The organism is Actinoplanes sp. NPDC004185, assembly GCF_053603475.1.
The window spans coordinates 40,753-57,639 of sequence record NZ_JBSGFR010000053.1 but is presented as its reverse complement, the minus strand read 5'-3'; the positions used below and the strand labels follow the sequence as shown (position 1 = coordinate 57,639).

Below are 16,887 nucleotides of genomic sequence, written 5' to 3'. Positions count from 1 at the left end.
CGTGTCGCCCCCCTGGGCCAACCCCCGCCCGCCCGCCCCCCCGCCCCCCCGCCCCCCCCCCCCGCGACCGGGGCGACCAAGCGCACCGTCGCCACCCGCCCCAAAGCCTTCACCGGCCGGGCCACCGTGCTGATCGTCGTGCTGGTGGCCCTCGCCCTGGCCTACACCTATCCGGTCCGCGTCTATCTCGCGCAGGAGTCCCAGATCGCCCAGATGCAGGCCGACCAGGCCGCGCAGCAGGCCAGGATCAAGGGGCTGACCGAGGAGGTGGAGAAGTGGAAGGACTCCGAGTACGTCCGCAGCCAGGCCCGCGACCGCCTCTTCTACGTGCGCCCCGGTGAAGTGCCGCTCCTGGTGCTGAACGACCCGGCCGGCGCCGCCCGGGACGCCGGCCGGAGCGCCCCGGCGCAGACCCGGACCCGCTGGTACGACACCCTCTGGGGCAGCGTCGCCGCTGCCAACTCAGAAACCCGGAAGTAGATGACGACACCCTCCGAGACGGATCTGCACGCAGTCACCCAGCAGCTCGGCCGCCGCCCCCGCGGCACCCGGGCGATCGCGCACCGGTGCCCCTGCGGCAACCCGGACGTGGTGGAGACCTCCCCGCGCCTCGACGACGGCACCCCGTTCCCCACGCTCTTCTACCTGACCTGCCCGCGGGCCACGGCTGCCTGCAGCCGGCTGGAGTCCGCCGGCGTCATGCGGGAGATGCAGGACCGGCTCGCCACCGACCCGGCGCTCGCCGCGCAGTACGAGAAGGCGCACGAGGACTATCTGCAGCGCCGCGAGGCCGTCGAGCACGTCGAGGAGATCAAGAACGTCTCCGCCGGCGGCATGCCCGACCGGGTCAAGTGCCTGCACGTGCACCTCGGGCACGCCCTGGCGGCGGGGCCGGGGGTCAACCCGTTCGGTGACGAGGTCCGCGCGGCGGTCGAGCCGTGGTGGACAGGCAGTCCGTGCGTGCCGCCGCCGGCTGAATAAACTCGGCCGCATGCAGGTCGAGATCCGCCGCGCGCGCACGTCCGATGTCCGGGCCATCCGGGACCTGGTGGACACGTACACGTCGGATCGCCGGCTGTTGAGCAAGGCCACCGTCACGCTCTACGAGTCCGTCCAGGAGTTCTGGGTGGCCGTGGACGCGGCCACCGACCGGGTGGTGGGCTGTGGCGCGCTGCACGTGATGTGGGAGGACCTGGCCGAGATCCGCACGGTCGCGGTGGATCCGGCGTACCGCGGTCTCAAGATCGGCCACCGGCTGGTCGCGGAGCTGCTCGACGTGGCCCGGCAGCTGGGCGTGGCGCGGGTGTTCTGTCTGACCTTCGAGACCCGGTTCTTCGGCTCGTTCGGCTTCACCGAGATCGACGGCGCGCCCGTCCCGCACAGCGTCTACGAGCAGCTGCTGCGCTCGTACGACGAAGGTGTCGCCGAGTTCCTCGACCTGGAACGGGTGAAGCCGAATACCCTCGGTAACACGAGGATGCTCCTCCATCTCTAGGAGAACAGCGTGAGAGTCGCGGCCATCGACTGCGGGACCAACTCCATCCGTCTGCTCATCGCGGACATCGCCGGTGGCCGCCTCACCGACGTGGCCCGGCGGATGGAGATCGTCCGGCTCGGGGAGGGCGTCGACCGCACCGGCCGGCTCGCGCCGGAGGCGATCGAGCGCACCCGCAAGGCCCTGCTCGGGTACGCGACCGAGATCGCCGAGCTGGGGGTGAGCCGGGTCCGGATGTGCGCGACCTCGGCGTCGCGGGACGCGGCGAACGCCGCCGACTTCACCGCGATGGTCCGCGCCACCCTGGGCGTGGACCCCGAGGTGATCAGCGGCGACGAGGAGGCCCGGCTGTCGTTCGCCGGGGCGGTGACCGGGCTGACGGCCGAGCAGCCGTACCTGGTGGTCGACATCGGCGGCGGTTCCACCGAGTTCGTGGTGGGCGGCGACGAGGTCCGGCACGCGCTCTCGATGGACATCGGCTGTGTCCGGATGACCGAGCGGCACCTGCGCAGCGACCCGCCCACCCCGGCGGAGATCGCGGCGGCGGAGCAGGACATCACCAAGGCTGTCGACACCGCCCTGCGGACGGTGTCCGGCCACGGCACGGCGACGATGGTCGGGCTGGCCGGTTCGGTCACCACGGTGGCCGCTCTGGCTCTGCACCTGCCCCGGTACGACGCGGAGCGGATCCACCACGCGCAGGTCCCGTTCGACGACGTGGCGAAGGTGACCCAGGATCTGCTCGGCTCGACGGTGGCCGACCGCCGCGACCTGCCGGTGATGCATCCGGGGCGCGCGGACGTGATCGGTGCCGGGTCCCTGATCCTGCGCGTCATCATGGAGCGGGCCGGCAAGACCTCGGTGATCGCCAGTGAGCACGACATCCTCGACGGCATCGCCTTCTCCCTGGTGGATCCGGCAGCCGAGGAGGAAGCGGTGCCCGCCGCCCACCCGGCGCGCAAGGTCGTCGAGCCCGCCCTCAAGAAGTTCTTCTCGACCCTGCGGTCCGCGACCCACCGCGACTGAGCCGCCCGGCCCCCTTGACCGGCGGTGCGAAAGTGGTCCGGCAGGCCGGTAACGGTGGTCGATTCGTCGGCGACGGTACCGTGCCTTTGACACTACTTCGCAACGCGAAGTAGTGTGCACCGCGTGGATACCACCCAGCTCCTCAAGGGCGTGCTGGACCTGGCCTGCCTCGCCGCCCTGCGCGACGAGGACGGCTACGGCTACGACATCCTGCGCCGGCTCCGGACGGCCGGGCTGACCGAGGTCGGCGACGCGTCCGTCTACGGCACCCTGCGCCGGCTCTTCAACGCCGGCCTGCTCACCACCTACGTCGTGCCCAGCGACGAAGGTCCGCACCGTAAGTACTACGCGCTCAACGCCGCCGGCCGCGCCGAGTTGCAGCGCTCCGGCAAGGTCTGGCACGGTTTCGCATCCACGATGGACGATCTGCTTCGCGAGCGGGAGACGGCGTGATCACCACAGCTCAGGACGAGATCAATCTGTACGTGTTCGCGGTCCGCGCGGCCCTCGGTGACCTGCCCGAGTCCCTGCGCGACGAGTTGCTCGAGGACCTGCCCGAGCACCTCGCCGAGGTGGCGGCCGACGGCGAGGGTTCGCTGACCGACCGCCTGGGCAGCCCCGAGGCGTACGCCGCGGATCTGCGGATGAGCGCCGGCTTCGTCGGAGGTTTCCCCGATCCGCCCGGGCGCACCGACCAGTTCAAGGAGATGCGCGACGTGGCCCTGGCCCGGCTGCGCGTGGCCGACGTGCGGCTCGGCCCGCTGTTCGGCGCCGAACGGGCCAGCGACTTCCTGGTGCAGCTGCGCCCGGCGTGGTGGGTGCTGCGCGGCTATCTGGCGGCCATGGTGCTCGCCTGGATGCTCGACGACAGCGGCCAGCCGATCGGTCTGCTCCCGCGCATCGGTGGCAGCGAGGCCGTCGCCCTGCTGCTGCTCGCGGCCGGGATCCTCGGCTCGATCTGGCTCGGCCGCCGCTCGGTGCGGCTGTCCCACTGGCCCCAGCTGGCGCTCTACGCGGGCTCGGTGGTGTTGGTGCTCGTCGCGCTCGGCGGCTTCCTGAGCGCCGACAGCAGCAGCCGCGGCGCCCCTTACGCGGACGTCAACTACGACAACGCGAACCCGTACGGCAACATCGAGGACCTCTTCGTGTACGACGAGCAGGGCCGCCTGGTGAAGAACGCGCGCATCTTCGACCAGAACGGCGCGCCGCTGCGACTGGGTAACGCGTACTGCTACGACGAGTCGGGCAACTACACCGAGGTCCAGACGGTCACGTACCCGTACTGCGCCGAGCGGGACCCGTTCCGGGCGCCGACCGCCACGGCCAGTGCAGCAGCGGGGGAGGCATCGGGTGCACCCGAGGCGAACGGGCCGGGCCCGGTGCCCCCGATGGAGGCCGGCTCCGGGGTCAGCCCTTCGGTCAGCCCCTCACCCAGCCCTTCGGCCACTTCGCCGAGCGTCTCGCCGTCGCCGAGGTAAAGGCCTGGTAACGGGGTCGCGGCGGCGCGGTCCGGGTCGCTACCTTGTGCTCCGACCGGCCGACCCCCTCGGCCGGATCCCGAGAGGAATCATCGTGAGCAACCCGGTCGCGCCGCCGCCTTCCGCCGGTGACGGCTTCCCGCCGCCCGCCAACCAGGGCTTCGGTAACGCCCCCGCGCAGGGCCAGCCCTACGGTGCGCCGCCGGCGCCGGGTCAGCCTTACAGTGCGCCGCCGGCGCCGGGTCAGCCTTACGGTGCGCCGCCGGCGCCGGGTCAGCCCTACGGTGCCCCGCCGGCCGGTGGCCAGCCCGGCCCCGGTCAGCCCGGGCCCGGCCAGCCCTACGGGGACCCGGCCCAGCAGGGCTTCGGTGGTCCGGCTGCCTTCCCGCCGGAGCCCAAGAAGAAGAGCGCGTTCGGCCGGATCGCGCTGCGCATCGTCGGCGCCATCGTCGTGTTCGTCATCATCGCCGTGGCCCGCGAAGCCTTCTTCGGCGACAAGGCCAAGGACGCCGCCGTCGGTGACTGCGTCGCCTCCTCCAAGGACGTGAAGGTCGACGAGGAGACCGAGGCCGACGCCAAGGTCGTCGACTGCAGCTCGGCCGACGCCGCGTTCACCGTGGTCGGCCGGGTCGACGGCGAGAGCAACACCAGCAGCAAGTCCTGCGAGAAGTTCTTCAAGGAGAACGAGGAGTACTTCGTCTACGGCAGCACCGCCGGCAAGGGCTACCTGCTCTGCCTGCGCCCGAAGGCCTGACCCACCCCGGTACGGCGGGAGCCCCACCCCGGCTGCTCCCGTCGTCCCGCGCAGTGCTGTGCTGGAGCCGTGCCCAGCCGTACCCCTGAAGACGTCGCCCAGCACGCGGCCGCCGCGCCCGACCTGCCCGTCCTCGACGCCGGCGTCGCCGATTGCTTCGCCTGCCCGCGCCTGGTCGCCTGGCGCGAGGAGTCCGCCCGGGTCAAACGGGCCTCGTTCCGTGACCAGACCTACTGGGGCCGCCCGATCCCGGGGTTCGGGCCCGGTGACGCGAGCATCGCCATCCTCGGTCTCGCCCCGGCCGCCCACGGTGGCAACCGCACCGGCCGCATCTTCACCGGTGACCGTTCCGGTGATGTCCTCTTCGCCGCCCTGCACCGGGCCGGCCTGGCCAACCAGCCGACCAGCGTCGCGGCCGACGACGGCCTGGCGGTGCGGCACACCCGGATCTTCGCCGCCGTCCGCTGCGCCCCGCCGGACAACAAGCCGCTCCCGGTCGAGCGGGACACCTGCGCGCCGTGGCTGCACCGCGAGCTCTCTCTGATCCGGCCCACGCTGCGCGTCGTCATCGCGCTCGGCGCCTTCGCCTGGGCGGCGTGGTGGCCCGCGATGACCGCCGTCTATGGCGTCCGACCGCCGGTCCCGCGTCCCGCCTTCGGCCACGGTGCCCAGGTCAGCCAGCCCGGCGTGCCCGAGCTGCTGGGCTGTTACCACGTCTCCCAGCAGAACACGTTCACCGGCCGGCTCACCCCCGCCATGCTCGACGACGTCCTCGGCCGTGCCAAAGACCTGGCGGGCCTGGCATGATGCGGACTCTGCCGATTTTCCGCCGTGCACGGACGACCTAAGGCCGGGAGTGTTGGATCTCGCCGCACTGCGTCGCTGGTGGCCCCTGGCCGCCGTCCTCGCGCTGCTCTTTCTCGCCTCGCTGGCGGCCACCCGTTCGGCCCCGCAGCTGGACAGGTTCGAGCCCGATGCCGCGCCCAGCATCGAGGCCGCACCGCTGTTGCCGCCCTCGCTGGAAGCCCGCGCCGAGCCCTCGCAGGAGCCGTCGAAGGCCGGCGGTGACCTGCCCGACTGGACCGGCACCGTCGCCCTGGTGATCCTCGGCATCGTCGGCGTCATCGTGATCGGCCTGGTCGTCTGGGCGCTGCTGCGCCAGACGCTGAGCCGCCGTGGCAACCGCAAGGGCCGCCGCGAGCCACGCCGGCCCGAGGCGCGCACCGCCGAGGACCTGGTCGCGGCCCTGGACGCCGGTCTGCAGGAGCTCTCCGACACCGACCGGGACCCCCGCCGGGCCGTGATCGCCTGCTGGGTGCGCCTGGAGCAGGCCGCCGCCGCGGCCGGCACGCCCCGGCACGCCGGGGACAGCCCCACCGACCTGGTCGCCCGGCTGCTGGCCGAGCAGCGCCTCGACGCCGACGTGCTGACCCCGTTCGCCGCGGTCTACCGCCAGGCCCGGTACGCCACCCACACCGTCGACGACCAGATGCGCCAGCAGGCCCGCTCCGCCCTCGAACGGCTCCGGGTCGACCTCGGCGCCGGAGTCAGCTCATGAGCCGCGAGCAGGACGGCGGGCTCGAGGACCTCTTCGGCAGCCGGCCGTCCGAGGTCATGCTCCCGGACCCACCCGAGGACGAGGCCGAGAAGCCCCGGTCCCGGATCGGCTGGGTCGTCCGCAACCTCCTGCTCGTCGCGGTGGCCACCGTCGTCACGGTGGCGGCGCTGCGGTCGCGCGGCATCGATGTCTCCCTGCTGTTGATCGTGGCCGCGTTCGTCGCGCTGCGGCTGCTGATGCTGGCCGTGTCCGAAGTGGCCCCGCCGCCGCTGCCCCGGCCGGCGACCCGCCGTGGCGAGGAAGAGGGCGACTACCGATGGGCCGGCACCGATACCCTGCGGGCGGCGGTACGGCGCTGGGAGCAACGGCTGGAGTGGTCGCAGCACGACTTCGAGAGGTTCTCGCGTAACGTCCTGCCCGTGTTCGCCGAGCTCGCCGACGAACGCCTGCGGCTCAAGCACGGGTTCACCCGGGCGTCGGATCCGCGGCGGGCCCGGGAGCTGCTCGGCGAGCCGCTGTGGGAGTTCCTGGACGAGCCGGGCCGGCGCTCGCCGAAGCCCCGTGAGCTGTCCACGTACGTCGAGGCACTAGAGAAGATCTGAGAAGGGTGGTTCGGTGACGGACGCGAGCGTGGAGGCCCTGCCGCCGTACGAGGTCGGCAGGCTGGCCGGCGCTGTCCTGGACTCGGTCGGCAGCGTGGTGGTCGGCAAGCGCGAGTCCCTCGAGCTGGTGCTGGCCGGCATCCTGGCCGGCGGTCACGTGCTGCTGGAGGACCTGCCCGGGCTGGGCAAGACGCTGACCGCCCGCTGTTTCGCCCAGTCGCTCGGGCTGGACTTCCGCCGCCTGCAGTTCACCCCCGACCTGCTGCCCGCGGACGTCACCGGCTCCTTCCTCTACGACCAGCGCAAGGGTGACTTCGCGTTCCGGGCCGGGCCGGTCTTCACCAACATGCTGCTCGCCGACGAGATCAACCGGACGCCGCCGAAGACCCAGGCCGCCCTGCTGGAGGCCATGCAGGAGAAGCAGGTCTCCGTCGAGGGCGTCACCTACCGGCTGGACCCGCCCTTCCACGTGCTGGCCACGGCCAACCCGATCGAGTACGAGGGCACGTACCCGCTGCCCGAGGCCCAGCTCGACCGGTTCATGCTGCGCGTCTCGTTCGGCTACCCCAGCGAGGACGAGGAGTGGGAGGTGCTGCGCCGCCGCATGTCCCGCCGCCAGGAGGAGTCGCAGCTGGCGCCGGTGGTCGACGCACGCCGGCTGATGGCCATGCAGGCCGCGCTGGAGCAGGTCGTGGTCGAGGACTCGATCGGCCGTTACATCGTCGCGCTGACCTCGGCGACCCGCGAGCACGCCTCGGCGCTGGTCGGCTCGTCGCCGCGAGGCTCGCTGGCGCTGCTCCTGCTGGCCCGGGCCCGGGCGGTCATGGCCGGCCGGGACTTCGTGGTGCCCGAGGACGTCAAGGACGTGGCGGTCCCCGCGCTGGCCCACCGGATCACGCTGCGGCCGGAGATGTGGCTGCGCCGGGTCGACCCGTCCTTCGTGGTCCAGGAGGTGCTGCAGGCGGTGCCGGCGCCGGCCAGCGGTGCCCTGCCGACGTACGCGGGCGGGTACACCGGCCAGTGACAGCCTTGGAGCCGCCGTCGTTGCGGGCCGCCGTACCCCCTCAGGTGCCGGCGGCCGACGAGGGGTGGGCGGCGCCCGTCTGGGTGCCCACCCGGGCGCTGGGCCGCACGGTCCTGCTGACCGGGCTGCTGCTGGTCCTCGGCGTGGCGCTGGGCCGGGTCGATCTGGTGCTGCTGGCGGCGCCGTTCGCCGTCGGGGCGGCGATCGGGCTGCGCCGGATGCCGCGTTCCGCGCCCGAGCTCACGGTGGACGCGGACGAGGAGCACATCGTCGAGGGCGGCAGTGTCGGCGCCGGGCTCACCGTGGCCAACCCCGACGTCATCCCGTACGACCTGGTGGTCGTGCGGACCCGGACCTCGCCGTGGCTGGAGCTGCGGGACGCCGACCGGCCGTTCGCGATCACCGTCGCGACCGACGGCTGGACCGCCGTCGAGCTGCCCGGCGAGGCGACCCGCTGGGGCCGGCACGAGGTCGGTCCGGCCGCGGCCCGCGTGGCCGCCTGCGGTGGCCTGCTGGCCTGCCGCCCGGTCGTGACCCCGGCCCGGCGGGTGCGGGTGTATCCGGAGACCGAGCCGTTCGCGGCCACCGAGGCGATGCCGGCGGCGGCCGGCCTGGTCGGCAACCACCGGTCGCGGCGGCCCGGCGAGGGCGGCGAGCTGGCCGGGGTACGGCCGTTCGCCCCCGGCGACCGTCTGCGCCGCATCGACTGGCGCGTCTCCCTGCGCACGCGCGACCTGCACGTGGCCTCCACGCTGTCCGACCGGGACGCCGAGGTGCTGCTCCTGCTGGACGTCCTCGGCGAGGCCGGCGCGTCCGGCGGCGTGAAGGGCCGGGCGTCCGTGCTCGACACGACGGTCCGCGCGGCCGCCGCCATCGCCGAGCACTACCTGCAGCGCGGCGACCGGGTCTCGCTCATGGAGTACGGCTCCTCGGCCCGGAGGCTGCGCGCCGCCACCGGACGCCGGCAATACCTGACGGTCCTCGAGTGGCTGCTGGACGTCCGGGCCGACACCGGCGACCAGGGCCCGCACGAGCACGTGTTCGGCGCCCACCACGTCTCCTCGGACGCGCTGGTCATGGTGCTGACCCCGCTGGTCGACCCGCGCTCGGCCGACATGCTGGCCGGGCTCAGCCAGTCCGGCCGCTTCACCGTCGCGGTCGACACGCTGCCCGGCGGGGTCACGCCGCCCAACCGCAGCCCGTGGACGCCGATCGCCACCAAGCTGTGGCGGATGGAGCGCGAGAACGTGCTGGGCCGGCTGCGCGAGCACGGCGTACCGGTGGTGACCTGGGCCGGGGCCGGCAGCCTGGACCTGGTGCTGCGGGACGTGTCCCGGCTCGCCTCCGCACCGCGGGGGCGCTGACATGCTCGACGGCATCACCCGGCGGATCGAACGCACCCGGACCACGGTGGCCCGGGCGACGGCGCTGCCGCTGCTGGTCCGCGGCGGGATCGCCCTGGTCTTCGTGCTCGCGCTGATGGTGGCGTGGCCGGCCGCGCTGACCGCGAGCCGCTACGTCGTCCTGCTCGGCCTGGTCGGCGTCTATCCGGCCTTCGCCCCGCGCGGCCGCGGCGTGACCGTCGCCGTGCTGGTCGTGGTGGGCGGCTGGATCCTGGACACCACCTGGTACGACGCCCGGGTCGCGCTGTGGCGGGTGCTGAGCATCGCCGCCCTGACCTATCTCGGGCACACGCTGGCCGCGCTGGCGGCGGTGCTGCCGTACGACGCGATCGTCAACGTGGACGTGGTCGCCGGCTGGCTGGCCCGGGCTCTGCTGGTCGTGCTGATCTCGGCCGTGCTCACCGTGATCACGCTGGGCCTGACCGCGGAGCTGGCCGGGGGCGCGTTCGTGGTCGCGACGCTGGTCGGGCTGGCCGCGGCGGTGGGCATCACGCTGCTGCTGGGCCGGTTGCTGCGCCGCCCGTGACGGCTCTTGCACGGTAAGTTTGCAGCGAAATGAAACCGAAACGTGTGCGTTACGGCACTTGACTAACGGGGTTGTGCTTGGTCACAGAACCGCGCACGGCGGCGCCCCGATGCGGATGATGGAGGGGTGAAACCGCAGCGGATCGTCGTCGTCGGGGCAGGTCACGTGGGGCTGTACGCCGCTCTGCGCCTGTCGAGGAAGCTCAACTCGGTGCAGGCTGAGGTGATCGTCATCGATCCGCAGCCGCACATGACGTACCAGCCGTTCCTGCCGGAGGCCGCAGCCGGCAACATCTCGCCGCGCCACTCGGTCGTGCCGCTGCGCCGCGAGCTCAAGCGCTGCCACATCGTCTCGGGTGAGGTCACCAAGGTCGAGCACGCCCGCAAGACGGTCACCGTGCGGCCGATCGACGGGCCGGTCAAGGAGATCTCGTACGACCACATCATCGTGGCCCCCGGTTCCGTCTCGCGCACCCTGCCGATCCCCGGCCTGCGCGAGCGCGGCATCGGCTTCAAGACCATCGGTGAGGCCATCTACCTGCGCAACCACATCCTGGACCGGCTGGACATCGCGGCCACCACCCCGGACCCGGAGATGCGCAAGGCGTCGCTCAACTTCGTCTTCGTCGGCGGTGGTTACGCCGGCGTGGAGGCGCTCGCCGAGATGGAGGACGTCGTCCGCGACGGCCTGAAGTACTACCCCGAGCTGGAGCAGGACGAGGTCCGCTTCGTCCTGGTCGAGGCGTCGAACCGGATCCTGCCCGAGGTCGGCCCGGAGATGGGCGCGTACGCGGCCCGCCAGCTGCAGAAGCGCGGCATCGACATCCGGCTCGAGACCCGGATGGAGTCGTGCGTCGACGGCGAGGTGCGGCTCTCCGACGGGGAGACCTTCCGGGCCGAGACGATCGTCTGGACCGCCGGCGTCAAGCCGTCGCCGATGCTCGACCACACCGACCTGCCCCGCGGCCCGCGCGGTCACCTCACCTGCAACACGATGCTGCAGGTCGTCGACGGCGACAAGGTGCTCGACGGCGCCTGGTCGGCCGGCGACTGCGCGCAGGTCCCCGACCTGACCAACCCGGGCGCCTGGTGCTCGCCGAGCGCACAGCACGCGGTGCGGCAGGCCTCCCGGCTGGCCGACAACATCCGCGCGGTGATCATCGGCGCCCAGCCCAAGGACTACAAGCACAAGTACGCGGGCAGCGTCGCCAGCCTCGGTCTCTACAAGGGCGTGGCCAAGATCTATGGCGTCAAGCTCAAGGGCTTCCCGGCCTGGATGATGCACCGCACGTACCACATGAGCCGGATCCCGTCGTTCAACCGCAAGGTGCGCGTGCTGGCCGACTGGACGCTGGCCTTCGTGCTCAAGCGGGAGGTCATCTCGCTGGGCCAGTTGCACGCCCCGCGTGAGGAGTTCACCCACGTCACCCCGCCGCTGAGCGACGACCGCAGCGCCGAGCCGGTGGGCGCCGGGTCCCGCTGAGCGTGGTTTGTGCCCGTCCCGGCGTTCTGCGGGGCGGGCCGGACCGGCTACGGTGAGCAGCAACGCATCGGCCCGGGTGGTGGAACGGCAGACACGGCCGCCTTAAAAGCGGCTGCCCAAAAGGCGTGCGGGTTCGAGACCCGCCCCGGGCACGGTTTTCAGCCTGCTCACAGCTTGGCCGGGCGCCATCCAGCTGGTATTGCGCTTACCCTTGAACAGCACGCCCCTACGTGCCTCAACCTCAAGGGAGGCTGGACACAGTGAAGACTTCCAACCCGGTGCTCTCGCGCCTCGGCCAGGCGGCCGAGCGGGAGCGGACCGCCGGGTACAACCCGGCCGGACCGTACGGCCCGGCCGCCGGTCAGCCGGGTTACGGTCAGCCGTACCCCAGCGCACCGGGATATCCGGCTTCGCCGCCGGCTGTGCGACCCATGACGATCGACGACGTCGTCGTCAAGACCGTGACGCTGCTCGGCATCACCGGTGTCTCCGCTGTCGCGGCGTGGAACCTGATCCCGGATTCGCTGCTCGGCGCCGCCTGGATCGGTGCCGCGGTGGTCGGTCTGGTGCTCGGCCTGGTCATCTCGTTCTCCCGGATGGCCAACCCGGCCCTGGTCGTGGCGTACGCGGTCATCGAGGGCGCGTTCGTCGGCCTGGTCAGCAAGTTCTACCAGGAGATCGCGGGCTACCAGGGCATCGTCCTGCAAGCGGTGATCGCCACCTTCGGCGTGTTCTTCCTGATGGCGTTCCTCTACCGGGCCCGGGTCATCCGGGCCACGCCGAAGTTCGTCCGCGGCATGATCGCCGTGATGGCCGGTCTGTTCGCCGTCATGCTGATCAACTTCGTGCTCTCGCTGTTCGACGTCACCACCGGGCTGCGCAGCAACGGTGCCCTGGGCATCGGCTTCAGCATCATCTGCATCGTCGTCGCCTCGCTGAGCTTCATCCTCAGCTTCAACGAGGTCGAGGAGGGCGTGCGGATGGGTCTGCCGCAGCGCTACTCCTGGACCGCGGCGTTCGGCATCCTGGTCAGCCTCATCTGGTTGTACCTGGAGGTTCTGCGCCTGCTGAGCTTCCTGCAGGGCGACGATTAGCCGTCCGCACCCCACCGTCACACCCGGCAGCGCCCGGTCCGCCTCCCCGCGGACCGGGCGCTGCCCTCTTTGCCGATAGGGTCGCCGGGTGGGCGCAGCAGACTTCGAGACCGCCGTACAACGGCTCATCACGCAGGTCGGCCACTGGGAGGCGGCCCGCTGGAACGCCCCGGCGCCCGGCGGCGGCAGCACCCGCGCCGAGGCGGTCCGCACGCTCGTCCAGCGCCTGGCCGACGCCGCCGCCGACGCCGAGCAGCGCCGGCACCGCCCGGTTCCCCGCCTGGCCGACACGGTCCTGCCCGACCAGCTCCGCGTCATGGCCGACGACCTGCTCGCCGCCGACCCGCCGGACGACGTTCTCACCGGCGCCACCGCGGCCGTGACCGAGGTGCGCAGCGCCCTCTGAAATCCGTGCACGGACCTGGCAGGGTGAGGGTGGCCGTTCATGAGCCGCCAGGCGACTGGCCGCCCTCGCCCGGTCTCGGCGGGAGCGACGGTCAGTGCCAGGCAACCAGGCACGACAGGAATCTGCTCTTGCTCGGATCTTGAAAGGCCACATACGAACCGCCGAGCCCGACCGCCCCCTACGGCAGCCGGACCCGGCGGAAAATAAGGGATCGACCTCAGCCGAGGCGTTCGAGCACCATCGCCATGCCCTGGCCGCCGCCGACGCACATCGTCTCCAGGCCGATGCTCTTGTCGTGCCAGTCCAGGGAGTTCAGGAGGGTGCCGGTGATCCGGGCGCCCGTCATGCCGAACGGGTGACCCACCGCGATCGCCCCGCCGTTGACGTTCAGCTTCTCCAGCGGGATGCCGAGCTCGCGGTACGACGGGATGACCTGCGCCGCGAAGGCCTCGTTGATCTCCACCAGGTCGACGTCGTCGATGGTCATCCCGGCCCGCTTGAGCGCCTGCCGGGACGCCTCGACCGGGCCCAGGCCCATGATCTCCGGCGACAGGGCGGTGACGCCGGTCGACACGATCCGAGCCAGCGGCGTGATGCCCAGCTCGCGGGCCTTCGTGTCGCTCATGACGACCACGGCGGCCGCGCCGTCGTTGAGCGGGCAGCAGTTGCCGGCGGTGATCCGGCCGTCGGGGCGGAACACCGGCTTGAGGCCGGCGACGGCCTCCATGGTGACGCCGGGGCGGGGACCGTCGTCGGTCGAGACCACCTTGCCGTCGGGGGTGGTGACCGGGGTGATCTCGCGCTGCCAGAAGCCGTTCGCGATGGCCTTCTCGGCCAGGTTCTGGCTGCGGACCCCGAACTCGTCCATGTCCTGGCGGCTGACGTCGTACGCCTGGGCCAGGTTCTCCGCGGTGTAGCCCATGCCCAGGTAGATGTCGGGCAGGTTGCCGTCCTCGCGCGGGTCGTGCCACACGCCGCCGTTCTTGGCCGTCTCGGTCGTGCGGACCCGGGCCTCGGCGAACTTCGGGTTCTCCCAGCCGCCGCCGACCAGCGCCTGGGCCTCCGGCGGCAGGCCGTCGGAGTTGCCCCGGCCGAAGCGGGACACCGTCTCGACGCCGGCCGACAGGAAGATGTCACCCTCGCCGGCCTTGATGGCGTGGAAGGCCATCCGGGTGGTCTGCAGCGAGGAGGAGCAGTAGCGGGTCACGGTGGCGCCGGGCAGGCCGTCCAGGCCCAGCAGGGTGGCGACCACGCGGGCCATGTTGAAGCCCTGCTCGCCACCGGGCAGGCCGCAGCCCAGGTAGAGGTCCTCGATGAGGGTGCGGTCGAGCTGGGGCACCTTGCTCAGCGCGGCGTCGATGATGGTCGCGGCGAGGTCGTCTGGGCGCAGATCCTTCAGCGAGCCCTTGACGGCGCGGCCGATGGGGGAGCGGGCGGTGGCGACAATGACAGCTTCCGGCATGCAGCCAACGTTAACCCGCCGGTAACTTGACGCGGAAGCATCACTTCGTCACACCAGAATGTCGGTTATTCCTGGATCGAGCGCCGACCGGCCGCCTGGGCCGCGTCGAGCACCGCCGGGTAGAGCGCGTGCGCCCACACCCGGTAGCCGTCCGCCGAGGGATGGAAGCCGTCGTAGCAGAGCGTGCCCGCGTCGGCCCGGAACACCGCGCCGGTCTCCTCGGCGAGGTCGACCACGACACCGCCGGCCTCGGTCACCGCAGCCGCCTGGGCCCGTGCCACGCGGCGGCCCACCCACCCGGTGAGCTGCCGCAACGGCGGGGCGATCGACCGGACGGCGCCCAGATCGGGACAGGTGCCGACGACGACCTGGACGCCGGTCGCGCGCAGCCGCCGGACGGCGTCACCGAGGTGCGCGGCCGACTCCTCCGCGCTGCGCAGACCGGTCGCGTCCTGGGCGCCGATCAGCACCACGGCCACGTCCGGACGGTCACCGAGCAGCGCCCGGGCGACCTGGGTGGCCAGGTCGGTCGAACGGGAACCGGCCACGCCGACGCTGGACAGCAGCACGTGCCGCTGGCCGGTCTCCGGGGTGCCCTCGGCCAGCAGCCGGGCCAGCTGGCCGCCGACGGTCTCGGAGAGCCACTCCACGCCGACCCCGATGGCGGCCGAGTCGCCGAGCAGGACCAGTCGCAGCGCGGGAGCGGCGGACGGGCCCATCGACGTGCGCAGGGCCAGGCCCATGGTGGGCTTCGCGTACCGCCGGGTGCGGGCCGCGATGGCCTCGCCCGCGAGCAGGGCGACGCTGCCGACAGCCCCGGCGAACAACGTGGTCGCCGTCGCTCTGCTGATCCGTCCCGCCAGGCCCGTCATGTCGCCTCCCTGCCGCAGTACAACTCCGTCAGTCGACGGCTGATTGATGATCCGCTGGGGTCCAGCCTACGGCTCCGGCGGCCGACCGGCCGGACACGCCGGGAACGGGACCCGCCCCGAACGACGCCGCCGCGCGGTGCCCGAACCACAGCCGGGGCTCGCCGAACCACGGGTGCCGGCGCAGCTGGGCCCAGCGGCCGGCCGGTCCGCGCTCGCGACCGTCAACCTTGGCCGGGCCGACCTCGGTGCCGGCCGCGCGGGCCGCCTCCTGGGCCGCCTCGGGCAGGCTGCGCACGCCGTCGGTGCCGGTGGCCGGGGCCCGGTCGTCCTCGCCGAGCATCGCCATGAGCGTGGGCATCATGACCGCCGCCGCGCGGGCGTAACCCTCGGCCGACGGGTGGAAGCGGTCCGAACTGAACATCCGCACCGGGTCGGCCTCGAAGGCCGGGCCCAGCAGGTCGCCGATGGACACCGTGCGGCCGCCGGCCTCGACCACGGCGACGGTCTGGGCCGCGGCGAGCTGCCGGCTCCACTTGCGGGCGAGCCAGCGCAGCGGTGGCTTGATCGGCTGGATCGCGCCGATGTCCGGGCAGGTGCCGACGACCACTTTGCAGCCGACCGAACGCAGCCGCCGCACGGCGTCGGCGAGGTGGCGCACGGCCGCGGTGCGGGCCGAGGCGTGCGTGACGTCGTTGGCGCCGACCAGGATGACGGCCACCTCGGGCTCGTACTCCAGCGCGGCGTCCACCTGGTACTGCAGACCGGAGGACATCGAGCCGACCACGGCGAGGCGGTGCAGGCGTACGGGCCGGCGCAGGCGCCGCGAGACGCCGGTGGCGAGCAGGGCTCCGGGGGTCTCCCGGGGACGGTGCACGCCGTACCCGGCCGCGGAGGAGTCACCGAGGATGACCATGCTCAGCGGCTTGCCGGGGAATTTGGGGCCGTACACCCCGTCACCGCGAGGCGGCGGTGCCTCGGCCATCGGGATGATCCGGCGGGCGTCGGCGGCCTGGCGCAGCAGCACGCCCGCCGAGAGGACGGTCAAGCCGGCCGCAGCGCCGGTCACACCGCCCGCGATCTGGCCCGCGAGCCGGAGCCGCTGCCACTCCTCCGCTGTCAAACTGCGCACCTGTCGCACGCTCTCCCTCGCTCTCGCTCGGCGGGAACCTGCCCGTCAGCCGAGGGTGGAGACCCGGCTGCCGGCGATGGTGGGGACTTCGAGGCTAACTCGCCTGTGCGACAACTGTCTGAACCCCGCGCCGAGCGGGCACATATAGCGCGTTGCCGTCATGCTGAGGACAGCGAAAGGGGACGACATGGCCAGAACTCTGCGCCGGACCGCCGCGTTCACGGCGCTCGCGAAGGCGCTGATGGCAGGGGCCCGTGGCGGCCCGTCGATCGGCCAGCGGCTGGCTGCGCTGCCTCGGATGATCAAGGCGACCGCCAAGGGTGAGTACGACGGCGGCCTGCGGGTGGCCCTGATGACCGCCGCCACGCTGTACGTGGTCTCACCGATCGACGCGGTGCCGGAAGCGGCCCTGCTGGTCTTCGGCCTGGCCGACGACGCCGTGATGATCACGTGGCTGGCGGGTTCGGTGCTCAGCGAGACCGAGCGCTTCCTGCAGTGGGAGAAGGAGCGTGCCGCGGTCCTGCCGGGTTCCGTGGTGGGCTGAGCCGTAGGCTGGCCAGATCCAGGTCAGCACCG

19 protein-coding genes, 1 tRNA gene and 1 pseudogene are annotated in these 16,887 nt (G+C 72.5%); 18 read left to right on the top strand and 3 right to left on the bottom strand.

The window, feature by feature from the left end:
* The 17 genes and pseudogenes from ACWEOZ_RS37290 to ACWEOZ_RS37210 form a co-directional block, all read left to right on the top strand.
* A partial coding sequence (locus tag ACWEOZ_RS37290) for an FtsB family cell division protein (RefSeq protein ID WP_451915378.1) occupies positions 1-480 on the top strand: 480 nt, incomplete at its 5' end.
* Positions 481-981 (top strand): DUF501 domain-containing protein, encoded by a 501-nt coding sequence (locus tag ACWEOZ_RS37285; protein WP_451915377.1) that lies wholly within the window; start codon positions 481-483, stop codon positions 979-981.
* Positions 982-991: 10 nt separating this feature from the next.
* Positions 992-1,495, top strand: coding sequence for an amino-acid N-acetyltransferase (locus tag ACWEOZ_RS37280; protein WP_451915376.1), 504 nt, complete (start codon positions 992-994; stop codon positions 1,493-1,495).
* A 9-nt stretch (positions 1,496-1,504) separates the two neighbouring features.
* Positions 1,505-2,404, top strand: a pseudogene (locus tag ACWEOZ_RS37275) (Ppx/GppA phosphatase family protein); the annotation flags it as partial.
* 240 nt (positions 2,405-2,644) lie between these two features.
* Positions 2,645-2,974, top strand: a complete 330-nt coding sequence (locus ACWEOZ_RS37270; protein WP_451915375.1) for a PadR family transcriptional regulator — start codon at positions 2,645-2,647, stop codon at positions 2,972-2,974.
* The gene (locus ACWEOZ_RS37265) at positions 2,971-3,999 is read left to right on the top strand and encodes an HAAS signaling domain-containing protein (protein WP_451915374.1); all 1,029 of its coding nucleotides are present in this window, start codon (positions 2,971-2,973) and stop codon (positions 3,997-3,999) included. Before ACWEOZ_RS37270 ends, ACWEOZ_RS37265 begins: the two co-directional genes overlap by 4 nt.
* A 94-nt stretch (positions 4,000-4,093) precedes the next feature.
* Positions 4,094-4,753, top strand: coding sequence for an LppU/SCO3897 family protein (locus ACWEOZ_RS37260; RefSeq protein ID WP_451915373.1), 660 nt, complete (start codon positions 4,094-4,096; stop codon positions 4,751-4,753).
* 69 nt (positions 4,754-4,822) lie between these two features.
* Positions 4,823-5,560 carry a uracil-DNA glycosylase gene (locus tag ACWEOZ_RS37255; protein ID WP_451915372.1) on the top strand — a complete coding sequence of 246 codons (738 nt, stop codon included), beginning with the start codon at positions 4,823-4,825 and terminating at the stop codon, positions 5,558-5,560.
* Positions 5,561-5,612: 52 nt separating this feature from the next.
* The gene (locus tag ACWEOZ_RS37250; protein ID WP_451915371.1) at positions 5,613-6,311 is read left to right on the top strand and encodes a DUF4129 domain-containing protein; all 699 of its coding nucleotides are present in this window, start codon (positions 5,613-5,615) and stop codon (positions 6,309-6,311) included.
* A complete protein-coding gene (locus tag ACWEOZ_RS37245) occupies positions 6,308-6,913 on the top strand; it encodes a hypothetical protein (RefSeq protein ID WP_451915370.1) in 606 nt (201 codons plus the stop codon). The genes ACWEOZ_RS37250 and ACWEOZ_RS37245 overlap by 4 nt, the downstream gene beginning before the upstream one ends.
* Positions 6,914-6,926: 13 nt before the next feature.
* Positions 6,927-7,937 carry an AAA family ATPase gene (locus ACWEOZ_RS37240; protein ID WP_451915369.1) on the top strand — a complete coding sequence of 337 codons (1,011 nt, stop codon included), beginning with the start codon at positions 6,927-6,929 and terminating at the stop codon, positions 7,935-7,937.
* Positions 7,938-7,957: 20 nt separating this feature from the next.
* Positions 7,958-9,301 carry a DUF58 domain-containing protein gene (locus ACWEOZ_RS37235; RefSeq protein ID WP_451915380.1) on the top strand — a complete coding sequence of 448 codons (1,344 nt, stop codon included), beginning with the start codon at positions 7,958-7,960 and terminating at the stop codon, positions 9,299-9,301.
* A gap of 1 nt (position 9,302) precedes the next feature.
* Complete coding sequence (locus tag ACWEOZ_RS37230; RefSeq protein WP_451915368.1) at positions 9,303-9,866, top strand: hypothetical protein; 564 nt, start codon at positions 9,303-9,305, stop codon at positions 9,864-9,866.
* Between the two features lie 126 nt (positions 9,867-9,992).
* Complete coding sequence (locus tag ACWEOZ_RS37225) at positions 9,993-11,348, top strand: NAD(P)/FAD-dependent oxidoreductase (protein ID WP_451915367.1); 1,356 nt, start codon at positions 9,993-9,995, stop codon at positions 11,346-11,348.
* A gap of 70 nt (positions 11,349-11,418) precedes the next feature.
* Positions 11,419-11,500 (top strand) — tRNA-Leu (locus tag ACWEOZ_RS37220).
* Between the two features lie 108 nt (positions 11,501-11,608).
* Positions 11,609-12,442, top strand: a complete 834-nt coding sequence (locus ACWEOZ_RS37215; protein WP_451915366.1) for a Bax inhibitor-1/YccA family protein — start codon at positions 11,609-11,611, stop codon at positions 12,440-12,442.
* A gap of 88 nt (positions 12,443-12,530) precedes the next feature.
* A complete protein-coding gene (locus ACWEOZ_RS37210; RefSeq protein WP_451915365.1) occupies positions 12,531-12,848 on the top strand; it encodes a hypothetical protein in 318 nt (105 codons plus the stop codon).
* Positions 12,849-13,065: 217 nt separating this feature from the next.
* On the opposite strand, the gene ACWEOZ_RS37205 is transcribed toward ACWEOZ_RS37210, so the two are convergent.
* The 3 genes from ACWEOZ_RS37205 to ACWEOZ_RS37195 form a co-directional block, all read right to left on the bottom strand.
* On the bottom strand, positions 13,066-14,310 hold the full coding sequence (locus ACWEOZ_RS37205; protein WP_451915364.1) for an acetyl-CoA C-acetyltransferase: 1,245 nt from the start codon (positions 14,308-14,310) through the stop codon (positions 13,066-13,068).
* Positions 14,311-14,375: 65 nt separating this feature from the next.
* Entirely contained in the window at positions 14,376-15,182 is an 807-nt protein-coding gene (locus ACWEOZ_RS37200; RefSeq protein WP_451915363.1) for an SGNH/GDSL hydrolase family protein, read from the bottom strand.
* A gap of 28 nt (positions 15,183-15,210) precedes the next feature.
* The gene (locus ACWEOZ_RS37195) at positions 15,211-16,311 is read right to left on the bottom strand and encodes an SGNH/GDSL hydrolase family protein (RefSeq protein WP_451915362.1); all 1,101 of its coding nucleotides are present in this window, start codon (positions 16,309-16,311) and stop codon (positions 15,211-15,213) included.
* Positions 16,312-16,498: 187 nt separating this feature from the next.
* Between ACWEOZ_RS37195 and ACWEOZ_RS37190 the strand changes: the two genes are divergently transcribed.
* A complete protein-coding gene (locus tag ACWEOZ_RS37190; protein ID WP_451915361.1) occupies positions 16,499-16,855 on the top strand; it encodes a YkvA family protein in 357 nt (118 codons plus the stop codon).
* Positions 16,856-16,887 lie beyond the last annotated feature (32 nt).

Coding starts and splice junctions, on each gene's coding strand:
- ACWEOZ_RS37285 (WP_451915377.1), top strand. CDS start 481: ATGACGACACCCTCCGAGACGGATCTGCACGCAGTCACCCAGCAGCTC.
- ACWEOZ_RS37280 (WP_451915376.1), top strand. CDS start 992: ATGCAGGTCGAGATCCGCCGCGCGCGCACGTCCGATGTCCGGGCCATC.
- ACWEOZ_RS37245 (WP_451915370.1), top strand. CDS start 6,308: ATGAGCCGCGAGCAGGACGGCGGGCTCGAGGACCTCTTCGGCAGCCGG.
- ACWEOZ_RS37230 (WP_451915368.1), top strand. CDS start 9,303: ATGCTCGACGGCATCACCCGGCGGATCGAACGCACCCGGACCACGGTG.
- ACWEOZ_RS37205 (WP_451915364.1), bottom strand. CDS start 14,310: ATGCCGGAAGCTGTCATTGTCGCCACCGCCCGCTCCCCCATCGGCCGC.
- ACWEOZ_RS37200 (WP_451915363.1), bottom strand. CDS start 15,182: ATGACGGGCCTGGCGGGACGGATCAGCAGAGCGACGGCGACCACGTTG.
- ACWEOZ_RS37190 (WP_451915361.1), top strand. CDS start 16,499: ATGGCCAGAACTCTGCGCCGGACCGCCGCGTTCACGGCGCTCGCGAAG.